The organism is Pontibacter sp. FD36, from assembly GCF_015686655.1.
GTDB lineage: Bacteria > Bacteroidota > Bacteroidia > Cytophagales > Hymenobacteraceae > Pontibacter.
On sequence record NZ_JADPMP010000002.1, the window covers coordinates 301,491 to 321,500 of the forward strand.

The 20,010-nt window shown below is 50.4% G+C and carries 14 protein-coding genes; 8 read left to right on the plus strand and 6 right to left on the minus strand.

The window, feature by feature from the left end; genetic code table 11:
* Positions 1-110: 110 nt before the first annotated feature.
* From I0P70_RS03810 to I0P70_RS03820, 3 genes are all read left to right on the plus strand, one after another.
* Positions 111-1,079 (plus strand): tryptophan 2,3-dioxygenase family protein, encoded by a 969-nt coding sequence (locus I0P70_RS03810; RefSeq protein ID WP_196114856.1) that lies wholly within the window; start codon positions 111-113, stop codon positions 1,077-1,079.
* 171 nt (positions 1,080-1,250) lie between these two features.
* Positions 1,251-2,828 (plus strand): NAD(P)/FAD-dependent oxidoreductase, encoded by a 1,578-nt coding sequence (locus I0P70_RS03815; RefSeq protein WP_196114857.1) that lies wholly within the window; start codon positions 1,251-1,253, stop codon positions 2,826-2,828.
* Positions 2,829-2,918: 90 nt separating this feature from the next.
* Positions 2,919-3,281, plus strand: a complete 363-nt coding sequence (locus I0P70_RS03820; protein WP_196114858.1) for a CoA-binding protein — start codon at positions 2,919-2,921, stop codon at positions 3,279-3,281.
* A gap of 143 nt (positions 3,282-3,424) precedes the next feature.
* On the opposite strand, the gene I0P70_RS03825 is transcribed toward I0P70_RS03820, so the two are convergent.
* Positions 3,425-5,935: an ABC transporter permease gene (locus I0P70_RS03825; protein WP_230391992.1), complete on the minus strand. Its 2,511-nt coding sequence runs from the start codon at positions 5,933-5,935 to the stop codon at positions 3,425-3,427.
* Positions 5,936-6,047: 112 nt separating this feature from the next.
* A complete protein-coding gene (locus I0P70_RS03830; protein WP_196114860.1) occupies positions 6,048-6,767 on the minus strand; it encodes an ABC transporter ATP-binding protein in 720 nt (239 codons plus the stop codon).
* 144 nt (positions 6,768-6,911) lie between these two features.
* Here I0P70_RS03830 and I0P70_RS03835 point away from each other — a divergent pair, with 144 nt between their 5' ends.
* The gene (locus I0P70_RS03835; protein WP_196114861.1) at positions 6,912-7,631 is read left to right on the plus strand and encodes an arylesterase; all 720 of its coding nucleotides are present in this window, start codon (positions 6,912-6,914) and stop codon (positions 7,629-7,631) included.
* A gap of 184 nt (positions 7,632-7,815) precedes the next feature.
* On the opposite strand, the gene I0P70_RS03840 is transcribed toward I0P70_RS03835, so the two are convergent.
* From I0P70_RS03840 to I0P70_RS03850, 3 genes are all read right to left on the minus strand, one after another.
* A complete protein-coding gene (locus I0P70_RS03840; RefSeq protein WP_196114862.1) occupies positions 7,816-8,988 on the minus strand; it encodes an efflux RND transporter periplasmic adaptor subunit in 1,173 nt (390 codons plus the stop codon).
* Between the two features lies 1 nt (position 8,989).
* Complete coding sequence (locus I0P70_RS03845; RefSeq protein ID WP_196114863.1) at positions 8,990-13,387, minus strand: CusA/CzcA family heavy metal efflux RND transporter; 4,398 nt, start codon at positions 13,385-13,387, stop codon at positions 8,990-8,992.
* Between the two features lie 103 nt (positions 13,388-13,490).
* Complete coding sequence (locus I0P70_RS03850; protein ID WP_196114864.1) at positions 13,491-13,814, minus strand: DUF6660 family protein; 324 nt, start codon at positions 13,812-13,814, stop codon at positions 13,491-13,493.
* Between the two features lie 291 nt (positions 13,815-14,105).
* Between I0P70_RS03850 and I0P70_RS03855 the strand changes: the two genes are divergently transcribed.
* Genes I0P70_RS03855 through I0P70_RS03865 form a run of 3 tightly spaced genes read left to right on the plus strand, consistent with a single transcriptional unit; the run spans position 14,106 to position 16,683 of the window.
* On the plus strand, positions 14,106-14,639 hold the full coding sequence (locus I0P70_RS03855) for a sigma-70 family RNA polymerase sigma factor (RefSeq protein ID WP_196114865.1): 534 nt from the start codon (positions 14,106-14,108) through the stop codon (positions 14,637-14,639).
* 19 nt (positions 14,640-14,658) lie between these two features.
* Positions 14,659-15,543 (plus strand): hypothetical protein, encoded by an 885-nt coding sequence (locus I0P70_RS03860; RefSeq protein ID WP_196114866.1) that lies wholly within the window; start codon positions 14,659-14,661, stop codon positions 15,541-15,543.
* A gap of 12 nt (positions 15,544-15,555) precedes the next feature.
* Positions 15,556-16,683, plus strand: coding sequence for an outer membrane beta-barrel protein (locus I0P70_RS03865; RefSeq protein ID WP_196114867.1), 1,128 nt, complete (start codon positions 15,556-15,558; stop codon positions 16,681-16,683).
* A 65-nt stretch (positions 16,684-16,748) separates the two neighbouring features.
* On the opposite strand, the gene I0P70_RS03870 is transcribed toward I0P70_RS03865, so the two are convergent.
* Complete coding sequence (locus tag I0P70_RS03870; RefSeq protein ID WP_196114868.1) at positions 16,749-17,501, minus strand: RNA methyltransferase; 753 nt, start codon at positions 17,499-17,501, stop codon at positions 16,749-16,751.
* Between the two features lie 75 nt (positions 17,502-17,576).
* Here I0P70_RS03870 and I0P70_RS03875 point away from each other — a divergent pair, with 75 nt between their 5' ends.
* On the plus strand, positions 17,577-19,961 hold the full coding sequence (locus tag I0P70_RS03875) for a BamA/TamA family outer membrane protein (RefSeq protein ID WP_196114869.1): 2,385 nt from the start codon (positions 17,577-17,579) through the stop codon (positions 19,959-19,961).
* Positions 19,962-20,010 lie beyond the last annotated feature (49 nt).

Sequence of the window (20,010 nt, forward strand, 5' to 3'; positions counted from 1 at the left end):
TATTGTTTTCATGGAAGGAGTGATAAATATGGGGCCGTCTTCAAAATCTATGCGATTGTTTTACTTTATTTGTAGGCTAATGGCGTCTCATAAACCCCCATCTGTATATCATGGAGCAACAACCTTTTAAGCCGGAAGTGCTGGAGCAACTTCGCAGACTGGAAGCCAAGTACGTGCCGCTCGGGCAGGATCTGGCCGCCTATCTGGAGGGACTTTACTACACGGATTACCTCAACTACTGGGATTATATTCACCTCGATACCCTGTTGAGCCTGCAGAACCCTCGCACGACCATACCGGATGAAAAGATCTTCATCATGTACCACCAGATAACCGAGCTCTACTTTAAGCTGTGTCTGGAGGAGTACCGGCAAATAGGTGAAGACAAAGGTATTACAGGTGAAATGCTCTTCAAACGATTGAAGCGTATCAACCGCTATTTTGAAAACCTGATCGACTCCTTTGATGTGATGGTGGACGGTATGGACCCGAAGCAATTCCTACAGTTCCGGATGGCACTGATGCCAGCCAGTGGTTTCCAGTCGGTGCAGTACCGCATGATTGAGATAGCCTCGACAGAATTGCGCAACCTTACGGATAAAGAGAAACGCAAAGCATTGGGCTTGCAAAGTACGCATGAGGAACTGATGGGCTGTATCTATTGGAAAGAAGGCGCCACCGAAGTGTCATCGGGTGCCAAAACGCTCACGCTGATCCGATTTGAAGAAAAGTATACGCAGCAACTCATTCAGTTTGCTAGGCAGTATGAAAACATGAATGTCTGGGCTGTCTACAAGCGTTTGTCTGAGGAAGAACAGCAAAACCCTCGCCTGATCCGTCAGTTACGCGAGCTCGACAGCAATGTGAACGTAAACTGGCCGCTGATGCATTATAAGTCAGCCGTACGCTACCTGCAACGCGACCCGGAGGTGATTGCTGCAACGGGCGGAACCAACTGGCAGAAATACCTTCCTCCCAAGTTCCAGAAGCGCATTTTCTACCCGGAGCTTTGGTCTGAAGAAGAGCTTGAAAACTGGGGCAAGGGCTGGGTCGAGAAAGTACTGAATGGTGATATTTAGAATTGCTGATTGTATTTCCACCAATTTTACACTTAGTTGTAACCAATCACGAGCCTGTTCTCAGTTTGAAGTTTTGGACTTCGATTTAACTCGAAGTGTTACACCGTTACTCATATTGAGCTAAACAATCAACAATTTAAACTTTAAGGATAAATACCTTACTAACTGTAAATGAATAAGAAAGAAGTTGAAGTTGTGCTGTCGCCTGAGGTGGCGTACAACGACGAAGTGCTGGAGCTGGAGCTTATTAAAAGTGCCGGTGTGAAGCCGGAAGATGTAAAGCATATTCACCGCATCAAGCGTTCTATTGATGCCCGCGGGCGGCAGGTGCTGCTGCGGGTCAGAGCCGATATTTATCTGGATACTCCACCTGCTGATATTATCGCACCAAGGTATAGCTACCCTGATGTAAGCACTGAAAAGAAGGTTATTATTGTCGGTGCTGGTCCGGCTGGTCTGTTTGCTGCTCTGCGTTGCATTGAGCTTGGTCTGAAGCCTGTTGTACTGGAGCGTGGGAAAGACGTCCGTTCGCGTCGCCGCGACCTGGCAGCTATCAACAAAGAGCATATCGTGAATCCTGACTCGAACTATTGTTTCGGAGAAGGCGGTGCTGGTACGTATTCGGACGGCAAGCTCTATACCCGATCCAAGAAGCGTGGTGATCTGCAGCGTATACTTGAAATTTTCGTGCAGCACGGTGCTACCCGCGACATCCTCTTCGATGCCCATCCCCATATCGGTACAAACAAACTGCCTCGCATTATCACCACCATCCGCGAAACTATAGAGGCTGCCGGAGGCGAAGTGCTTTTTGACAAACGCGTGACAGATTTTATTGTGGAACAGGACGAGATGAAAGGCGTCGTGACGCAGGATGGGCAGGAGTATTCCGGTGAAGCCGTAATACTGGCGACTGGCCATAGCGCCCGCGACATCTTTGAACTGCTGCATCACAAGGGCATCACCATTGAGGCAAAGCCTTTTGCCATGGGCGTGCGTGTAGAACATCAGCAAAAACTAATTGACAGCATACAGTACAAGTGCGAAGACCGCGGTTGCTGGCTGCCAGCCTCTTCCTATGCGCTGGTGCGCCAGACGGTATACGATAACAAGCAGCGCGGCATTTTCTCGTTCTGCATGTGTCCGGGTGGATTTATCGTACCTTCTGCCACATCTCCTGGCGAGGTGGTGGTGAATGGTATGTCCCCGAGTCGCCGCGACTCTAAGTTTGCCAACTCAGGTATAGTCGTAGCGATAGAGCTGGAAGACATGGAGCTTGACAAGTACGGTCCACTTGCAGGATTGCGTATGCAGGAAGCCCTGGAGCGCAAAGCTTGCGAAATGGCAGGCGGTACCCAGAAAGCTCCCGCCCAGCTCCTTCTCGACTTTACCCGTCAGAAAACCGGTGGAGCCCTGCTGGAGACTTCCTACCAGCCCGGCCTGACACCTGTTGACATGAACAAACTGTTCTCCCCTGCTATGGCTTACCGTTTGCGGGAAGGTTTCAAGGCCTTTGGCAACAAGATGCGCGGCTACCTGAGCAATGACGCCCAGATCATTGGGGTGGAAAGCCGTACCTCCTCCCCTGTGCGGATACCCCGCGATAGAGAGACCCTGGAGCATGTGCAGGTGAAGAACCTGTACCCATGTGCAGAAGGTGCCGGTTATGCAGGAGGTATTGTGTCAGCGGCAATGGACGGGGAACGCTGCGCCGAAAAAATAGCAGCAAAAGTGCTCCGACAGGTATAGCAAATTGGATTGTATATGTCTTATACCTGATTGCCCTGTAACGTTTCAGGACGTATAGCTGTTAAATAGAGGGAGCAAAATATCTGAATTATGAAAAAGACACTTGTACTGGGTGCTACCGATAATCCTTCCCGCTTTGCCTATAAGGCTATACACCGACTGCAACAGCATGGTCACGAAGTGGTGCCAGTGGGCATTCGAAAAGGAGAAGTCGGCGGTCAGCCCATTATTACTGATAAGACACAAAAGATTGATGGCATTGATACGGTTACGCTATATGTAGGACCGCAGAATCAGCCGACGTGGTATGATTATATTATCTCACTGCAGCCGAAGCGCATTATCTTTAATCCGGGTACTGAAAACCGCGAACTGGAACAAATGGCTGAAGATGCAGGTATAGAAACCATGCACCATTGCACGCTGGTTATGCTGGCTTCCAGCACTTATTAAAATTTTTTCAAAATATTTTTTGGAGGCTGTAACTTCCGGAAAAGCCGGGCGTATAATCCAATATAATCAAAGTTTGCAGATGGCATTTGTTGTCTATGCAATCTTTAGAAAAAGGGATCTTTCAAGAGATCCCTTTTTTGTTTTTATGCCTCCCTTCTCAGCACTTCCAATGGTGGTCTGTTCAGTACCCCGCGGCTGTTAAGCAAACCCACTGCCACAGTAAGCAGTGTCACCAGCACAAAGATGATCAGCAGCGGCCAGAGCACTGGCACAAAGTCCATTTCAAAGCTAAATACAGCCAGGGCCCATGCGGCACCAAAGGCGATCACGCAGCCTACAGCGGCAGCCAGTACCCCCAGCATCATGTATTCCATCAGCGTTATACCTAGTATCTGCTTTTTGTTGGCCCCGAGTGTACGCAGGAGCACACTCTCCTGTACCCGCTGATATTTACTTACATTCACAGATCCTACCAGCACCAGCAAGCCCGTGAAAATACTGAAGAGCGCCATAAACTGGATTACAAAAGAGATCTGGCTGACCACTTCCTCGAGTGTGCGCAGGATCAGGTCGAGGCCGATGGCGGATACGTTCGGAAAAGCCTCCACGACGCGTCGTTGAAACTGCGCGGCTTGTTGCTCGTTGTTGCTGCGCGTCATTAACACATGAAACTGTGGCGCTTCTTCCAACACACCTGTAGGGAAAAGTACCTGGAAGTTGGTCTGCACCCTGTTCCAGTCCACACGCCTAATATGGGCTACGCGGGCAGGTATAGTTGCTCCCTGCACATTGTACAGCAGCGAATCACCGACTTTAACTTTTATCCGCTCGGCATAGCGCTCCTCCAGTGACACTGGCACTCTGCCACTGCCGTTATACTGGTTTTCGCTCCAGGCGCCCTCCTGTGTCTTTTCAGAATCGCTCAGCCGGTCACGGTACGTCACCCTATACTCCCGCGTGAAGTTCCATGGTCTGATTTCCAGCGTGGTATCCTTGCGTACATCTGCCAGTGTCAGGTTATTGATCTGTTCCAGCCGCACTGTCACGATTGGGTCAAAGTACAGGATCGGAAGTCCCTCCTGTTTTGTCAGGTCAGCTACCTGCTCACGCTGTGCATTCTGAATGTCAAACAATACTAGGTTCGGCTGCTCCTCAGTACCTGAAAGCGATACTTCGCTAAGTAGTGTTCGCTGCACCATGAAAAGCGTGCCGATCAGGGCCGTACCTAAACCGATGGAAACCACCAGTAGCAAGGTCTGGTTGTTTGGTCGGTATAGATTGGCCAATCCCTGACGCCAGACGTAGCCCCAGTGCGACGGGAAGAAGCGTTTGACAGTCCACGACAGGCCTTTTGCGAGCAGAGCCAGTACCAGGAAGGCTGCAATGACCCCACCCGTGAAGTATAAGGCCTGCCACCAGGTGCCCATTTGCCAACGTGAGAAAACAACGACAAAGGCCAGTATCAGACCATATACGGCCCAACGGAGCGGGTCTTTCTGATTGGTCAGGTGCTCCACCGTGGCACGCAGGGTAATCAGCGGCGACACCTGCCGTATGCTTAATAGAGGCAGCAGCGCAAAAAGAACCGACACGACCACACCCAGCAATATACCTTGTGCAGCAGCAGTTACGGAGAAATAGGCGTCTACCGATACCGGCAGGAAGGAGCCAAATAGCTCTGGCAGCACCAGTTGCACGACGCTACCTAAGGCCGCACCAGCAAGTCCGCCCAGCAAGCCCATGCCCATTACCTGGAACAGGTATACCAGAAAGGCCTGCTTGCCGCTCATACCCAGACAGCGAAGTATGCCGATGGTTGCCAGCTTGTCACGCATGTACACATGCACGGCACTCGCAACCCCTACGCAACCCAGCAGCAAGGCCACAAAGCCTACCAGCGCCAGAAAACGGGCCAGTTCATCATAAGAGCGGCCCATACTCTTTTTGCGGGTCTCTACCGTGTCGTAGAACATACCTAGTTCCTCAAACCGCGGATCTAGCTTGTTGCCTAGCGTATCGGGCTGTACATCATCATTCAGGTCGTAGTAATAATAATAAGAAACCCGGCTGCCGCGCTGTATCAGGCCGGTTTCGGGCAGGTATTGTCTAGGAATGTACACCACAGGCGCAACAGCAGCCGTCATGGCGGTCTGGCCAGGTATACGGTGCAGGGCACCTTCGATAGCAAAAGTCAACGCACCCACCCTGATCGAGTCGCCGGGTTGGGCCTCGTATTGCAGCATCAGGTTGTAATCCACCAGCGCTCTCCTGTCTTCACGGAAGCTACGGCTGGCTGCTACCGGGTCGGTTTCAATGGCTCCGAAGTAAGGAAACTCTCCTTCCAGCGCCCTTACCTGCACTAGTCGGGTATCGTTGCTCTTCACAAAGTATACCATCGACATCATGCGGTTCTCGTCAGAACGCTTACCCAGTGTGCTCACCGAATCGATAAGGGCCATGGAAAGCGAATCGGGCTCTTTGTTCATGCCCATCACCAGGTCTGCGCCTATAAGGCCACGGGCCTTTTCGTCAATGGCTACCTGCAGACTGTCGCGGAATGAGTTGATGGCCACCAGCGCGGCTATACCCAGCACAATAGACGACAGGAACAGCACCAGCCTGCCCCGGCTGCGGCGGGTATCGCGCCAGGCCATCTTGAGCAGCCAGGATATGTTCAGTTTCGGTTTATCCGGATTTGGCTTGTTGTCAGACAAGGTATACTTGATGTTTAGTGAGGTAAGATTCTATAAACTCGATGCTTATACCTTAGGAAAGGTTGGAGTCCTCGGATTGGTGAACTGTTTCAGGAGCCCCTGTATCAGACACCACATGCCCGCCCTTAATGCGAATAATGCGTTGCGTCTTTTCGGCCAGTTCCAGATCGTGGGTTACGAGTACCAGCGTAGTACCTGCTTCTCTATTCAGGTCAAACAGTAGGTTTTCAACCTTATCGCCTGTCTCCTCGTCCAGGTTACCGGTTGGCTCATCTGCAAAGAGGATGGTGGGGCGATTGGAGAAAGCCCTTGCAAGCGATACTCGCTGCTGCTCTCCACCTGAAAGCTGAGTCGGGTAATGGTCGTGGCGCTCAGCCAGTCCCACGCGGGCCAGCAAATCCATGGCTTGTCGCTGTACATTGCGCTCACCGCGCAGCTCCAGCGGCACCATCACATTTTCTAGCGCCGTGAGTGTAGGTATAAGCTGGAAGTTCTGAAAGATGAAACCCACGTACTGGTTGCGCACCTGCGCCCGGGCGTCTTCGCTGAGGTTGTCGAGGCGCACGCCATTGAGAACAACAGAGCCGCTACTGGCCCTGTCAAGTCCGGCACAAAGTCCCAGCAAAGTGGTTTTGCCGCTTCCGGAAGGCCCCACGATAGAACAGGTGTCTCCGGCCTGCAGTGTAAAGTTGATGCCCTCCAGCACCGTCAGGTGACGGTCGCCGCTGTCGTAGGTTTTCTTCAGGTTGTTGATTTCTAGTATAGTAGACACGTAGGTAGTGTTTTTATGAAATTGAACGACGGGTATAGCGTAGTAGGTATAGCTACTGCTGCACTATTCCCGAACCTAATAACTTATACAGGTCGTTATAGGTTTTAAGATTGATAGAACTAAATTTAGCAAAAAATAAGCTACATGAACAAAACGAGCAAGTATATCTCCTTATTCCTCGCCCTCTTCCTTACCCTGTCGGGCTGCGAGCAGGCCACTACCACCGAGCAGGTGGCAACAGAACAACAGACACAATTAGACACCACTACCACAGCTGAAGCCTCTAAAAACGAGCGTATCAAGACCATTGTGTTTTTTGGCAACAGCCTTACGGCTGGCTACGGGCTGGAACCTGACCAAGCCTTTCCGGCGCTGATCCAGGAGCGAATCGATTCCCTTGGCCTCCCTTATAAAGCCGTAAACGCAGGACTGAGCGGTGAGACCTCTGCCGGTGGCAAAAGCCGCATTGACTGGCTGCTGAAACAATCAATCGATGTATTTGTGCTGGAACTGGGTGCTAATGACGGCCTGAGAGGTATAGACCCGGCTTCGACCTATGATAACCTCGGGACAATCATTGACAAGGTGCGTGAAAAGAATCCGGAGGCGGAGATCATTCTGGCAGGTATGCAAATGCCGCCGAGCATGGGCCAGCGCTATACCCAGGAGTTTCAGGAGGTGTTTACCCGACTGTCCAATGACAAGAATGTAGCGCTTATACCTTTCCTGCTGGAAGGTGTGGCAGGCGACCGGGCGCTTAACCAGGGCGATGGTATTCACCCGACTGTAGAGGGACAGCGGATACTTGCAGATAATGTGTGGTCCGTACTGGAGCCAATTTTAGTGGCCAAACGAGCCTCCTAAGGCACTTTCTGAAAAATAAATAATTTATTTTCAAAGTTTTGTAACCAATTGTAACACTAGTCACGTATAAAAGCATGGCTAAAAGTTGAAAGTTTAATTAATAATTAATCCTTTCAAAAAATAACAGCGCCGGTCCCTTCATTGGAGCCGGCGCTGTATTTTTTTACATGGATGCTATACCTGGCTACTCTTCTGCCACTTCCGATTTCATCTTCTCGGCCAGTACATAGTAGGCGCCTTTGGTAACTACCTGCGCCGTGGCAGGCATCTCTTTCAAAGGCTTCACTTCCATAAAGCCGTTCTCGGCTATACCTGTCTCCACTTCCTGCATGCGAAACGTACTAGGACCTTCTTTCACAAAAACATAATGCTTGCCCTTGTAGCGTACCACTGATTCTTCGGGCAGCGCGGGCAAATCCTGTTTTCCGGCCAGAATCTGTGCGTTCACATACATACCCGGCAACAGGTTGGCGTTTTTGTTGTTCTCCAGTTCGGCATGCACCGTCACCATGCGCGAATCGCCTTCAAATGCTCTGCCTAATGCAAAGATCTCCGCCTCCAGCGGCTCTCCGGCTACATTTGGCATGGTAAACAGTACTTTCTGTCCTTCTTTCATTTTGCTGAAATCCCGCTCGAACACGCTGAGTTCTAGGTGTAGGTGGTGATTGTTCACTAGTTCGAACATCTGCTGGCCCGGTTGTGCATAAGAACCCATGTTCACGTCGATAACACGTACAAAGCCATTAATGGGCGCCGTGATGGCCATGGTAGAGGTGATCTGCCCTGCTTCCACGTTTCTAGGCGATATGCCCATGGCAGACAGGTGGGTGGCAAGTGCCTTTAGCCGGGCCCGTTGCACCTGCACGTCTGACTCGGCCTGCTCAAATCGCTTGCGGGAGCCCACCTGCTCTTCACTGAGCGTACGCTGGCGATCGTAGTCCTGCTCCGCAAAACGCAGCTGGTTGCGGGTGGTCAGGTATTCTTCCTGCAGCTTAATCAACTCCGGGTTTTGAATCGTGGCAAGCACCTTGCCTTTCTGCACGTACTCCCCTTCTTTTACAGGTATAGAGCGCACTACGCCTCCCATTAAAGGATTGATACTGGCTTTGTTCTGTGGAGGCAGTTGAAGTTGTCCATTAGCTGTCACGCGGGCCGAAAGCGGCTTATTTTCGATCGTGCCCAGTTCAATGCCGCCAACCTTTTGCTGCGCTTCGGAAAATGAAACGACAAAGGGCGATGCGGTGGTGGAAGTTTCCGTTGTAGCAGCCTCTGGTTCCTCGGCTGGTGCCTGTTTAGAGCATGCCGCTAGACTAAGCAGTCCGCACAGGACGATGATTTTTATGTTATATGCTGTCATGTTATTCTATTCCTGCAGTAAATTCTAAACTGATAATGGTTTGGTTGTAGTCACGGAGGGCGTTCAGGTAATTGCTACGCAACTGGTATGCCTGATCGAGCGCCTGCACATATTCCACATAGTCGATGTCGCCGGTGCGGAAGCTGAGTTCGGCGGCCTTATTCATCTGGTCAGCCTGGCGTAACGCTCCCTGCTCAAAGAATGCCAGGGTGTTCCCATGCTTCTGCAGTTCCTGCGCCAGATTCTGTAGTTCGGTCAGGAGTATCTGCTGCTGATACCGCACCTGGCTCTTCACGGCCTCCTCGTTCATCTTAGCCGCCTTGATGCGCGATCGCTGTGCCCCGAACCAAAGCGGAACGGCTATACCTACCTCGTATCCCGTAAAACGGTCTCCGGAATTATATATCCGGTTAGGGTTCTCGCGCGGCACTTCACCTATAAAGGTTTGATTGAAGTAACCGACTGTAAAGTCTGGCAGCAGACGCGATTGCTCCAGTTGTTTCTGCCGTCCTGCTGCCTGTGTCGCGCTTTGCAGAAAGGCGATATAGGGATTGGAAGCCAAAGCTGCACTGTCCGCCTGCAAGATCAATTCCCGCCTGCTCAGTCTCACCTCTTCAAATTCCAAAGGCTCCTGTGCCTGTAGAAGCTGACGGAGTCGGCGCTCGGCTATCTGCTGGTCGGCCTGTGCTTGTTGCAGCTCGGTTTTTATACCCAAGCTGCGGGTCTCGGCCGTGGCCTGCTCCAGATAACCGGTTTCTCCTGTTTTGAAGCGAATGGTGGCGGCCCTGGTAAAGCGACCATATAGACTGTCCTGTTGCTGTAGCAGGCGCAGGCGCTCGTTGTGGTACTGCAGTAGGTACCATGCCTGCTTCACGTCCCGAATCAGCTCCCGCTCCACGATCTGCTTCTGCGCTTCAGCCTGTTGGATGGTGGCGTCAGCCAATCGTGCCTGATCACGGTATACCGTCGGGAAGGCAAACTGCTGGGAAGCGGATATATATTCATCTTTATTGATGGTGCTGATCTGGCCCCTGCTATAGGAGAGGTTGGTCTTTGGGAGATCGGTCGCCGCGCCGCGCAGGGCCTGCTCGCGCTCTACACCATAAGCTGCACTTTTTAAGCCAAGGTTGTGCTCACGAGCATAATTTATACTCTGCTGCAGGTTCAGCGGCCCTTGGGTAGACTGCGCTATACCTTGTGCCGGGTAAAGAAGACTGCCAGCTACCAGAAGGAGCGCAATCAGGTGGGCAGATACAGGTTTGCGCTGTAGCTCCTCTTCCGTGTATTTTTCATTCGAAGAGAAAATGTAATAGAGCACCGGCAGTACCACGAGAGTCAGCAGCGTAGAAGTGAACAGGCCTCCTATTACTACTGTAGCCAGCGGACGCTGCACTTCGGCTCCGGCTGAACCTGAAAGGGCCATCGGCAGGAAGCCCAGCGCGGCAACAGATGCTGTCATCAGTACCGGGCGAAGACGAACACTCGTGCCGAGCAGCACCCGCTCGTAAACATCGGTCATACCCTCCCGCTTGAGTTGGTTAAAGTAGCCGATCAGTACGATTCCGTTTAGCACTGCCACTCCAAACAGGGCAATAAAGCCCACGCCTGCCGAGATACTGAAAGGCATGTCGCGCAGCCAGAGGGCAAAGATGCCGCCGATCGCTGACAAAGGTATAGCGGTGAAAATAAGCAGACTTTGCTTCACGGACTTAAAGGCAAAGTACAGGAGCAGCAGGATCAGCAGAAGAGCCGCTGGTACAGCTACTGATAGGCGTTGCTTGGCGTGCACGAGGTTTTCGAACTGACCGCCGTAAGTAATGAAATAGCCAGCCGGAAGCGGCAGTTCACGGCTCAGTTTGTCCTGTATCTCGGTCACAATCGACTCCACATCCCGCTCGCGCACGTTGAAGCCCACCACAATACGGCGACGGCCTTCTTCACGTGAGATCTGCATTGGTCCTTCTTCAAAGCGGATATCGGCCACCTGTTGCAAGGGCACTTGTTCGCCTTGTGGTAGCCCAACAAACAGGTTCTCAATGTCATTTAGGTCACTGCGGGAGCCTCCTTCCATGCGCACGACCAGGTCAAAGCGGCGGTCCCCTTCGTAAATAGCGCCGGCAGTCTGTCCGGCAAAGGCCGTACGGAGCACCGCATTCACGTCAGCTACCTGCAAGCCATACTGCGACATGCGGGCGCGGTTGTAGTCCACCACGATCTGCGGCAGCCCCGTCACCTCTTCCACATAAATGTCCTGCACGCCGGCTACGGGAGCGATCAGTTTATCTACCTGATCGGCCAGCTCCGAAAGCTGATCCAGATCCTCTCCGAATATTTTAATAGCCACATCCTGACGCGCACCCGTCATGAGCTCGTTGAAGCGCAGCTGGATGGGTTGCTGAAAGCCGTAGTTCACACCCGGCAGCACTTTCAAGGCTTCATCCATTTTGGCTGCCAGTTCCTGTCGGGTGCTGGCGCTGGTCCACTCGTCTTTATCTTTGAGCAGGATCATAACGTCTGCCGCCTCTATCGGCATCGGGTCCGTTGGAATCTCTGCAGTCCCTATTTTCCCGATCACCTCGGTCACTTCCGGGAACTGGGTTAATAGAATTTCACTGGCTTTAGTCGTCGTTTCGATAGTTTGGCTGAGAGAGGCTCCGGGTACCAGGCGCAAGTCCATCGCAAAGTCACCTTCTTCCAGGTCTGGCAAGAACTCCCCGCCCATGCGGCTGAACACAAACAAACTAAAGGCAAACAAGATCAATGCAGCCCCTATTACCAGCGCTTTGCTGTGAAGGGCAAAGGTGATGACCGGACGGTATACCCGCTCCAGAAAGCCCATGATCCGGTCGGAAATGTTCGGCTTGTGCTTTGTCGTCTTGCTCAACAAGAGAGTAGAAACCATCGGCACATAGGTGAGCGACAGGATGAAAGCGCCCATAATAGCAAAGCTCACGGTCTGCGCCATCGGCTTGAACATCTTACCCTCTATACCTACCAGCGCCATAATTGGCAGGTATACGATCAGGATGATCAACATACCAAAGGCGGCTGAGTTCATGATGTTGGAAGCAGCGCCTTTCACTTCCAGGTCCATCTCTTTCTGGGTCAGGCGGCGCAGTGGCAGGTCCTTGTTCTTGACCACAATGAAGTGAAGCACGCCCTCCACAATAATCACAGCTCCGTCCACGATCAGACCAAAGTCAATAGCACCCAGACTCATCAGGTTACCTGACACGCCAAATACGTTCATCATACCCAGCGCAAAGAGCATAGACAAAGGTATAACCGATGCCACAACCAGTCCTGCCCGCAGGTTGCCCAGCAACAACACGAGAACAAAAATCACGATCAGTCCACCTTCGATCAGGTTGGTCGCCACGGTGTTGATCGCTTTCCCTACGAGGTCACTGCGGTCGAGATACGCTTCAATTATTAGGCCTTCCGGTAGTGATGACTGTATAGTGGCAACTTTATCCTGCACATTTTTGATCACTTCAGACGAGCTGGCTCCTTTCAGCATCAGTACGATGCCGCCGACCACTTCGCCTTCGGTATTGCGGGTGAGGGCTCCATAGCGAACCGGGTGGCCGTACTGAACCTGTGCTACGTCACGGACAAGCACCGGCATGCCATTTCGGTTGGAAACCACGATCTTCTCGATGTCTTCCAGGGTGTTTACCAGTCCGAGGCCGCGGATAAACAGGGCACTCTGGTTTTTTTCAATGTAGGCAGCACCCGTATTTTCGTTGTTCTGCTCCAAGGCTCCGATTACATCCGTCACGGTCAGGTTCATGCTGCGGAGGCTGGCCGGATTTACGGCTACTTCATACTCTTTCAGAAAACCGCCAAAGCTACTCACATCGGCCACACCGGGCGTGCCAAGCAGTTGCCGGCGTACTATCCAGTCCTGGATGGTGCGGAGTTCAGTTGGGCTGTATTTTTTTTCACTGCCCGGTTCTGTGACCAGCACATACTGGTAGATCTCGCCGAGGCCGGTGGTGACAGGGGCCAGTTCTGGCGTCCCCATCTGTTCGGGAATCTGTCTGCTGGCCTCTCCCAATCGCTCGTTGATCATTTGCCTGGCCAGGTATTGATCCACTTCGTCTTTAAACACAACTGTGATCACAGAAAGACCGAAGCGCGACACAGAACGCATCTCGATTACATCCGGCACATTGGCCAAAGCCATTTCGATGGGGGTGGTGATGAAGCGCTCGACTTCCTGGGCCGCGAGTGTCGGCGATGAGGTGACCACCTGCACTTGGTTATTGGTGATGTCGGGTACTGCGTCAACGGGCAGCTGCGTCAGGGAGTAAGTTCCCCAGACGATCAATGCCAGTACCATCAGCCCCACCACCAGTTTATTATGAATCGAAAAATCGATGATTTTATTAAACATGGTAAGCTTGATTTTAATCAACAGAAATAGGTATGCAACTAAGCCTCAAGCACTTTTATGGCTTGTGGTTATCATTAAGCTGCATTTTATCTTGATAGAAGAATCAGGCCACCAGCCGTGGAGGGTGCCACCAGGTAGAGGCGATCTTTATTTCGCGCAACTCCGGGTAAACAAGAGGCTTGGTTTGAGGAATGAAAGGAACACGGAACACGATATGCTCGGGCTCAACCGTGACCGTGAATGTGGCGCAACAGCCGCAGCTGCAGAATAGCGGGCAAGTGTCTTCGTGAAAGGGTGACTCGCCCGTGGTGTCCGCTACGTCGGTCAAATTGGGAAGGTGCTCGTGACTATCCATAATCTTATCTGTGCACGGCAGGCAGGCCGTCCAGAACAGGAAGATTGAGAAAAGGATTGCCACGAACTTCATTTCTACAAATATAAGGTATTCTGCTCTAAACAGGTTCCAGGTATACCTATTCAGAACAATTCTTAAAAAGCGAAAGTCTGAAGCTAGTGCTAATGTCGAAATAGTTAAATAAAATCTAGTTGGCAGTCAGTATTTTATAGTCAACGATGCCATATTCTGAAAAAAATATGAGAAATTTATTTTTGATTAGGCAACCTCCGGGTGGGTATCTACATCTAAGAGGTAAAGAGAGACAAAAACAGCTCACTTAAGGCCAGAAAAGCGACATCATTTGATAAAATTTTACCCAGCGTGACGGAACAGGAGTTAATAGCAGGTTGCCAGAAGGCCGAAAGTAAAGCGCAGAAATGCCTTTACGAGCGCTTCGCCTCACCGATGTACGGTGTGTGCCTGCGTTACCTCAAAAACCAGATGGACGCGGAAGAGGCTTTGCTGAACGGGTATATGAAGGTATACCAGAATATAGACAAGTTTGAGGGCAAAGGTAGTTTCGAGGGTTGGGTAAGACGCATCATGGTGAATGAAGCTCTTGGGTTTTTGAGAAAAAAAGAGTCGCTATACCTGTCTGTTGAAGACGACCACATACAAGTGGCAGGCAGCATGGGAGCCGATCACGATCTGGCTGAAGGCGAACTACTGGATTTGTTGCGCACTTTACCTGCCGGCTACAGGGCAGTTTTTAACCTGTATGCAATTGAGGGATATTCTCACAAAGAAATAGCCGACATGCTGAATATCACGGAAGGCACTTCGAAATCGCAGCTAAGCAAAGCACGTGCTATGCTGCAGCGAAGACTGACCGGTCAGGAAGCAGTCGCCAGCTAATATAAAAGGAGGTTCAATTATGAAACCAGAAGACATAGACAAACTATTCAAAGAGCGATTGGGCCCTTCTTCGCCCACGCCTCCTGCCGATCTTTGGAACAGATTGCAGGACCGGATAGAAACTGAGATGCCTGGCACCCAAAAGGAGGATGCGAAGTCCCGAGGCTTTATGTGGCTCTCCTACTCTATTGCGGCAGCTATTGCACTGGTGCTTTCGGTGGGCGTCGTGTTCTACAATGTGCAGAACGGCACTGTTCCAGTTGACAGAGATGGCCTGGCGGACCGCAATGGTCTGAAACCTGAGCAGCCGCTTATTATCACAGCACCTGCCCCAGCAGACGAGCAACTGGCACAAGTAACTGAAGAACCAGCCACTACCCCATCAGCAGGTGAAGAATTGGTTGAGCCTGTCAGTCCAGTTGAAACTGCTGCTACACCACTTACGCAGCCAAAAACGGTTAAGAAGCAAGTGATTGCCAAAGCAGAACCCAGAGCTGAGACAAAAAAGACCAGGCCTGAAATCAGTGCAAAAAGCGTTGCTACAACGCAACAACTGGCGGCTCAGGTAGAAAAGCCAGCTATACCGGATGCTCCTCAGAAAGGAGACTACTATAACACAGGAGAAACAACTCCGGTTGCTTTTGCCGCCAACACAGTGGATATGAATGCTCAGCCAGTAGAAATTATAATAAAGCGGGCTGTCCATGTACAGGAGGTTGAGGTCGATGAAGAGTTGAGCGGCTTCGAAAAGAAGCAGAAACTAGCCAAGAACATCTTCAAGCAGGTTCGTAACCTCTCAAACGGAGAGAAGGTTGAGTTGTCTGAACTCGGCATAAACGCAGACAGAATTGCACTTGAAACTCAAATTGGAAAACAGAAAATATCAAAAGTAATTAATCTCTAATCTTTTAAAACCATGAAAAAGATACTACTTCTCGTAACGGCCATTATCATGGCTGCAGCCACCGGTGTGTCTGCCAAAGGCGGCCAAACCATAGGCGAACGACTCGGCCAGCAGGATACGATCGTTGTGAAAATGGCCAACGGCGCTAAAATGGTGCTATACCTTCAGAACATAGAACAGCTAAAAGCTTTCGAAAACTATAGCCTGGACTCCCTGATGCGCGTGCTGAATAAGTATGTAGACCAGGTAGACCGCATGGACGGTGCCAACAAGGAGCTGAAATCGCAGGAGACCACCGTTGTGTTTGGCAAAGATGACAATGATCCGGAAACTGTGACGATTACCGTGCAGGAAACCGGCCAGGATGGGAAGGTAAACAGAGAAAAACACGAGATCCGAATCAACAAGAACATCAAGATTGATGTGGAAATAGAAGAAAAGGATGGCAATACCAAGGTTGACGTGAACATGCCTAACCGCGCCGAGAGGGACAGCATACGGACAAGCAACGTGAAGAAGTCTTACAAAGCTACCCGCTTCAATTTTGACTTGGACCTTGGCCTGAATAACTTCCTGAACACTAATAGCCAACAGGTACCAGACCTGAAGCCGCTGGGTTCACGCTATGTAAGTATAAACTGGCACCTCAATTCACAGATCGGTGGTCGCAAAAGCCCGCTATACCTGGTGTCAGGACTTGAGTTCGCTTTCAACAACTACATGTTCGACCGCAACTTCGTAATTGAGGAGGATGTAAATGATGTGACCTTCTTCCGCCGTGAGATGGAGATCAACTATGACAAAGTGAAACTAACTCACTCATCTGTAAACGTTCCGCTGATGCCAATGCTGAAGTTCAAGCGCCAAAACGGCAAGGAAGGATTTAAACTTGGTGCAGGTCCGTTTGTTGGCTACCGACTGGGTGCCCACTCTAAGTTTAAGTTTGAGGACAGCGGTAGAACGCAAAAAGAAAAGGTGCGCAGCAGCTACAACCTGAGTGACTTCCAGTATGGCCTGACCGGCGTGATAGGCTACGGCAACCTGGACCTCTTCGTGAAATACAACATGAACGACTTGTTCAAAGAGAACCGCGGCCCGGACGCCAACGTAATCAGCTTTGGTTTAAGGCTGTTCAATTAATAAGCTGTTAATTAGGTGATTATATTGTTTGCAAAAGAGGCCTCTTCACAGAGGCTTCTTTTGTTTTAAAGGCCGGTGTTACGCATAAAGTTATCGATGATGATAGCGGTAGCTGTAGCCACATTCAGCGACTCTGCCTCTCCGAAAGCAGGAATCTTGATAAGCCTGTTTACTTCGCTGGCAACTTCCGGGCGTATTCCATTCGCCTCATTTCCCATCACCACCACGCCTGTTGGCTGCAGTTGCATACGGTGCAGGTTATCGCCATCCAGCGAAGCGCCGTAGACAGGCACATTCTCCGGAAGCTGGTGAAGCCACTCACCCAGGTTGAGGTAATAGGCCTTAACACGGGTAAAGGAACCCATGGTGGCTGAAATGGTCTTGGGATTATAGAAATCAGCACAGTTTTCGGAACACACAATGGTCTGGATGCCGTACCAGTCTGCAATCCGGATGATGGTGCCCATGTTACCCGGATCGCGAATGTCGTCGAGTGCCAGAGTAAAATCGCCAGGCTGGAACTGCAAGTCAGGGAGCTGGTGCATGCGGGCTACAGCCAAACCAGCATTATTACTTGAAAAAGTACCCGCCCTGGTCAAATCCTGTTCCGTAACAAGTTCGTATCTTGTACCTTTGCTTAGCCTGTTTCCATGCTCCTGCAGGAAATCCTGGGTTATAAACAGGTGCTGTATCTCAAAATCTGAGTTTAACAGCTCCAGTACGCTTTTAGCTCCCTCCACCACAAAGGCTTGGTGTTGGTTGCGGTATTTTTTTACTTGCAGGGAGGTAACGTATTTTACAATTGCTTTCGACAACATAGAGCGGAGAATCGTTTGAGAACACGATATTATATATTCGGGCTGGTAATTACAATTTTAAGTTTCACCGCCTGCGTGCCGACCAAAAATCTGGGCGAGAACGAGCAGCTCTTGTTAGGTATAGAACCTAAAGGGATCGAACACGTCAGCCAGACTGATATAGAGGCGGTTTACCAACAGCGCCCTAACCGGACTTTCCTTGGCTCTACGCCTTATCTGGCCATCTACAACTTCGGGAAGCGATTTTACAGTCCGGCCCGCATCGACGAGCGCATTGAAAAGCTACGTAGAAAACGCGCAGAGAAAACAGCCCAAGCCGATGACTCCACGAAGGTGCGCCGAATCCAGGACCGTTTTGACCGCCGCATTGCCCGCCAACGTGATCGTAAAGAAAAGGGTAATCTGCTCATGCAAATAGGTGAACCTCCTGCCATCTATGACTCCCTGCTGATGGAGCGCACCATGGACCAGGTGGATATTTACATGAATACTAAAGGTTTTTTTAATCATGAAGCGGACTACGAAAAACAGGTAAAAGGCAAAAAGGTATACATTACGATCAACATCGCTGAAAATGAGCCTTACCGCTACAGTGCGCTCAACTACACTATACCCGATGACTCTCTGCTCCAGATTGTGAAGCGATACGAGGACAGGTCGCTACTTAAGGTAGGTGATGTGTATGATGAGCAGTTGCTCACACAAGAGCGGGATCGCCTGCATGAGATGATTCGCCACAACGGATATTTTGACTTTTCACGTGCGTATATAATATTTGAACCGGATACCAGCTATGGGGGGAACACGGTGCGATTGCATACCATTATTCAGAATCCGGAGAATGGCACGCGCCACAAAGCTTATACTATTCAGAACGTGTACTTTAAGACCGATGCGGACCGGTTTGGTTTGGCGCGCGACACGCTGGAATATAACAATGTAAAATACCTGGCATACGACCACAAGTACTCTTTTAACATACTTGACAATAAAGTTTCGGTATACCCTGGTCAGCGGTATAGCCAGTTCAGGACATCCCTTACACAGCGGCGACTGACCGAGATGGATGTGTTTCAGTTTACCAATGTAAGCTACAACAAAATCACAGATGCGACCGACTCAACAGCTGGTAACCAGTTGAATGCCTTCATTAATGCCCTCCCCTCCAAGAAATTTCAGGAAACGGCTGAATTGGGTATGAACTTTACTGAGCGCAGACCGGGTCCTTTTTCCAGCATCCGACTGAAGACACGCAATGTTTTCGGAGGTGCCGAAAACCTGGAATTCGGTATCCGTGGTGGTTTAGAAGGACAGTTTAGTATTGCAACTGACGAAACGGTCATGATACGGGAGTTTGGTGGTGATGCTGCGCTTACCTTCCCATTGTTTATACTCCCTTTCGGAGGTAAGAATATATTGCAGGACTTCAATCCCAGGACCAGATTGTATACAGGCTATACCAATGTAAATCGTGCTGAGTTCCAGAGAAGCATTTACGAAGCCTCTCTTGACTACATCTGGTACAAATATCCGCGACCGCTTCAGACACCAACTGTGCAGTATGTGTTTTCACCGGTCAATATCAATATTATTCAGGTTAATCGTATTGATCCCACTTTTGATGAAGACCTGCGAGAATTGAGTCAGCTCAGCCGCTCTTTTGTGGAGAGTTTCAAAAGCGGATTTATTTCTTTTGTTGGCTTTAACCTGATTTACAATACAAACGACTTTCTGCAGTCGCGTAATGCCCGCTACATGCGTGTGCTTACTGAGGTGGGCGGGCTTACAGCCAAACTGGGTGTTTTGCCTGAAACAGGTAATCTGAGGCAGTTCCAATATGCCAAATTAAACACCGATTACCGGCGCTATTTGCCACTGGGAGGACAGCGCTTTTTTGTTTATCGTGTAAATGCTGGTGTAGGCGGTCCCCTATTTGGTACTAATGCCCTCCCCTATGATAAATACTTTTTTGCCGGTGGTGCTTCAAGTGTGCGTGCCTGGCAGGCCCGTCGTCTAGGTCCTGGCTCCTATCGGCGAGTGATTACAGAAACTGAGAATGGAGAGGAGACTGATAGAAGATTCATTGCCGAACAGCCCGGTGAAGTATTACTTGAAGCCAGTGCTGAGTACCGTTTTAATATGGTCGGCTTCTTAAACGGTGCTGTATTCGTTGATGCTGGTAACGTGTGGATGCTTAAGCCAGATAACCGTCCGGGGTCTGAGTTTCAATATAATCGCTTTTATAAAGAGCTGGCGGTAGGTACTGGCTTTGGCCTGAGACTAAACTTCTCAGTTGTGATTCTTCGATTTGACTTTGCCACACAGGTATACGATCCGGCCGGAGACCTCAACGGCAACAAGTTTGTCATCCGTGATTTCCGCTTCTCCGACTTTTTCCGCCAGGTTGATCCTGCTAATCGAAGAACTAACCTCAATATAGGCATTGGTTATCCATTCTAAAACCTAGCCATTGGCCATTGCTTTTCATGCTAATAGCCTATAAACCAAA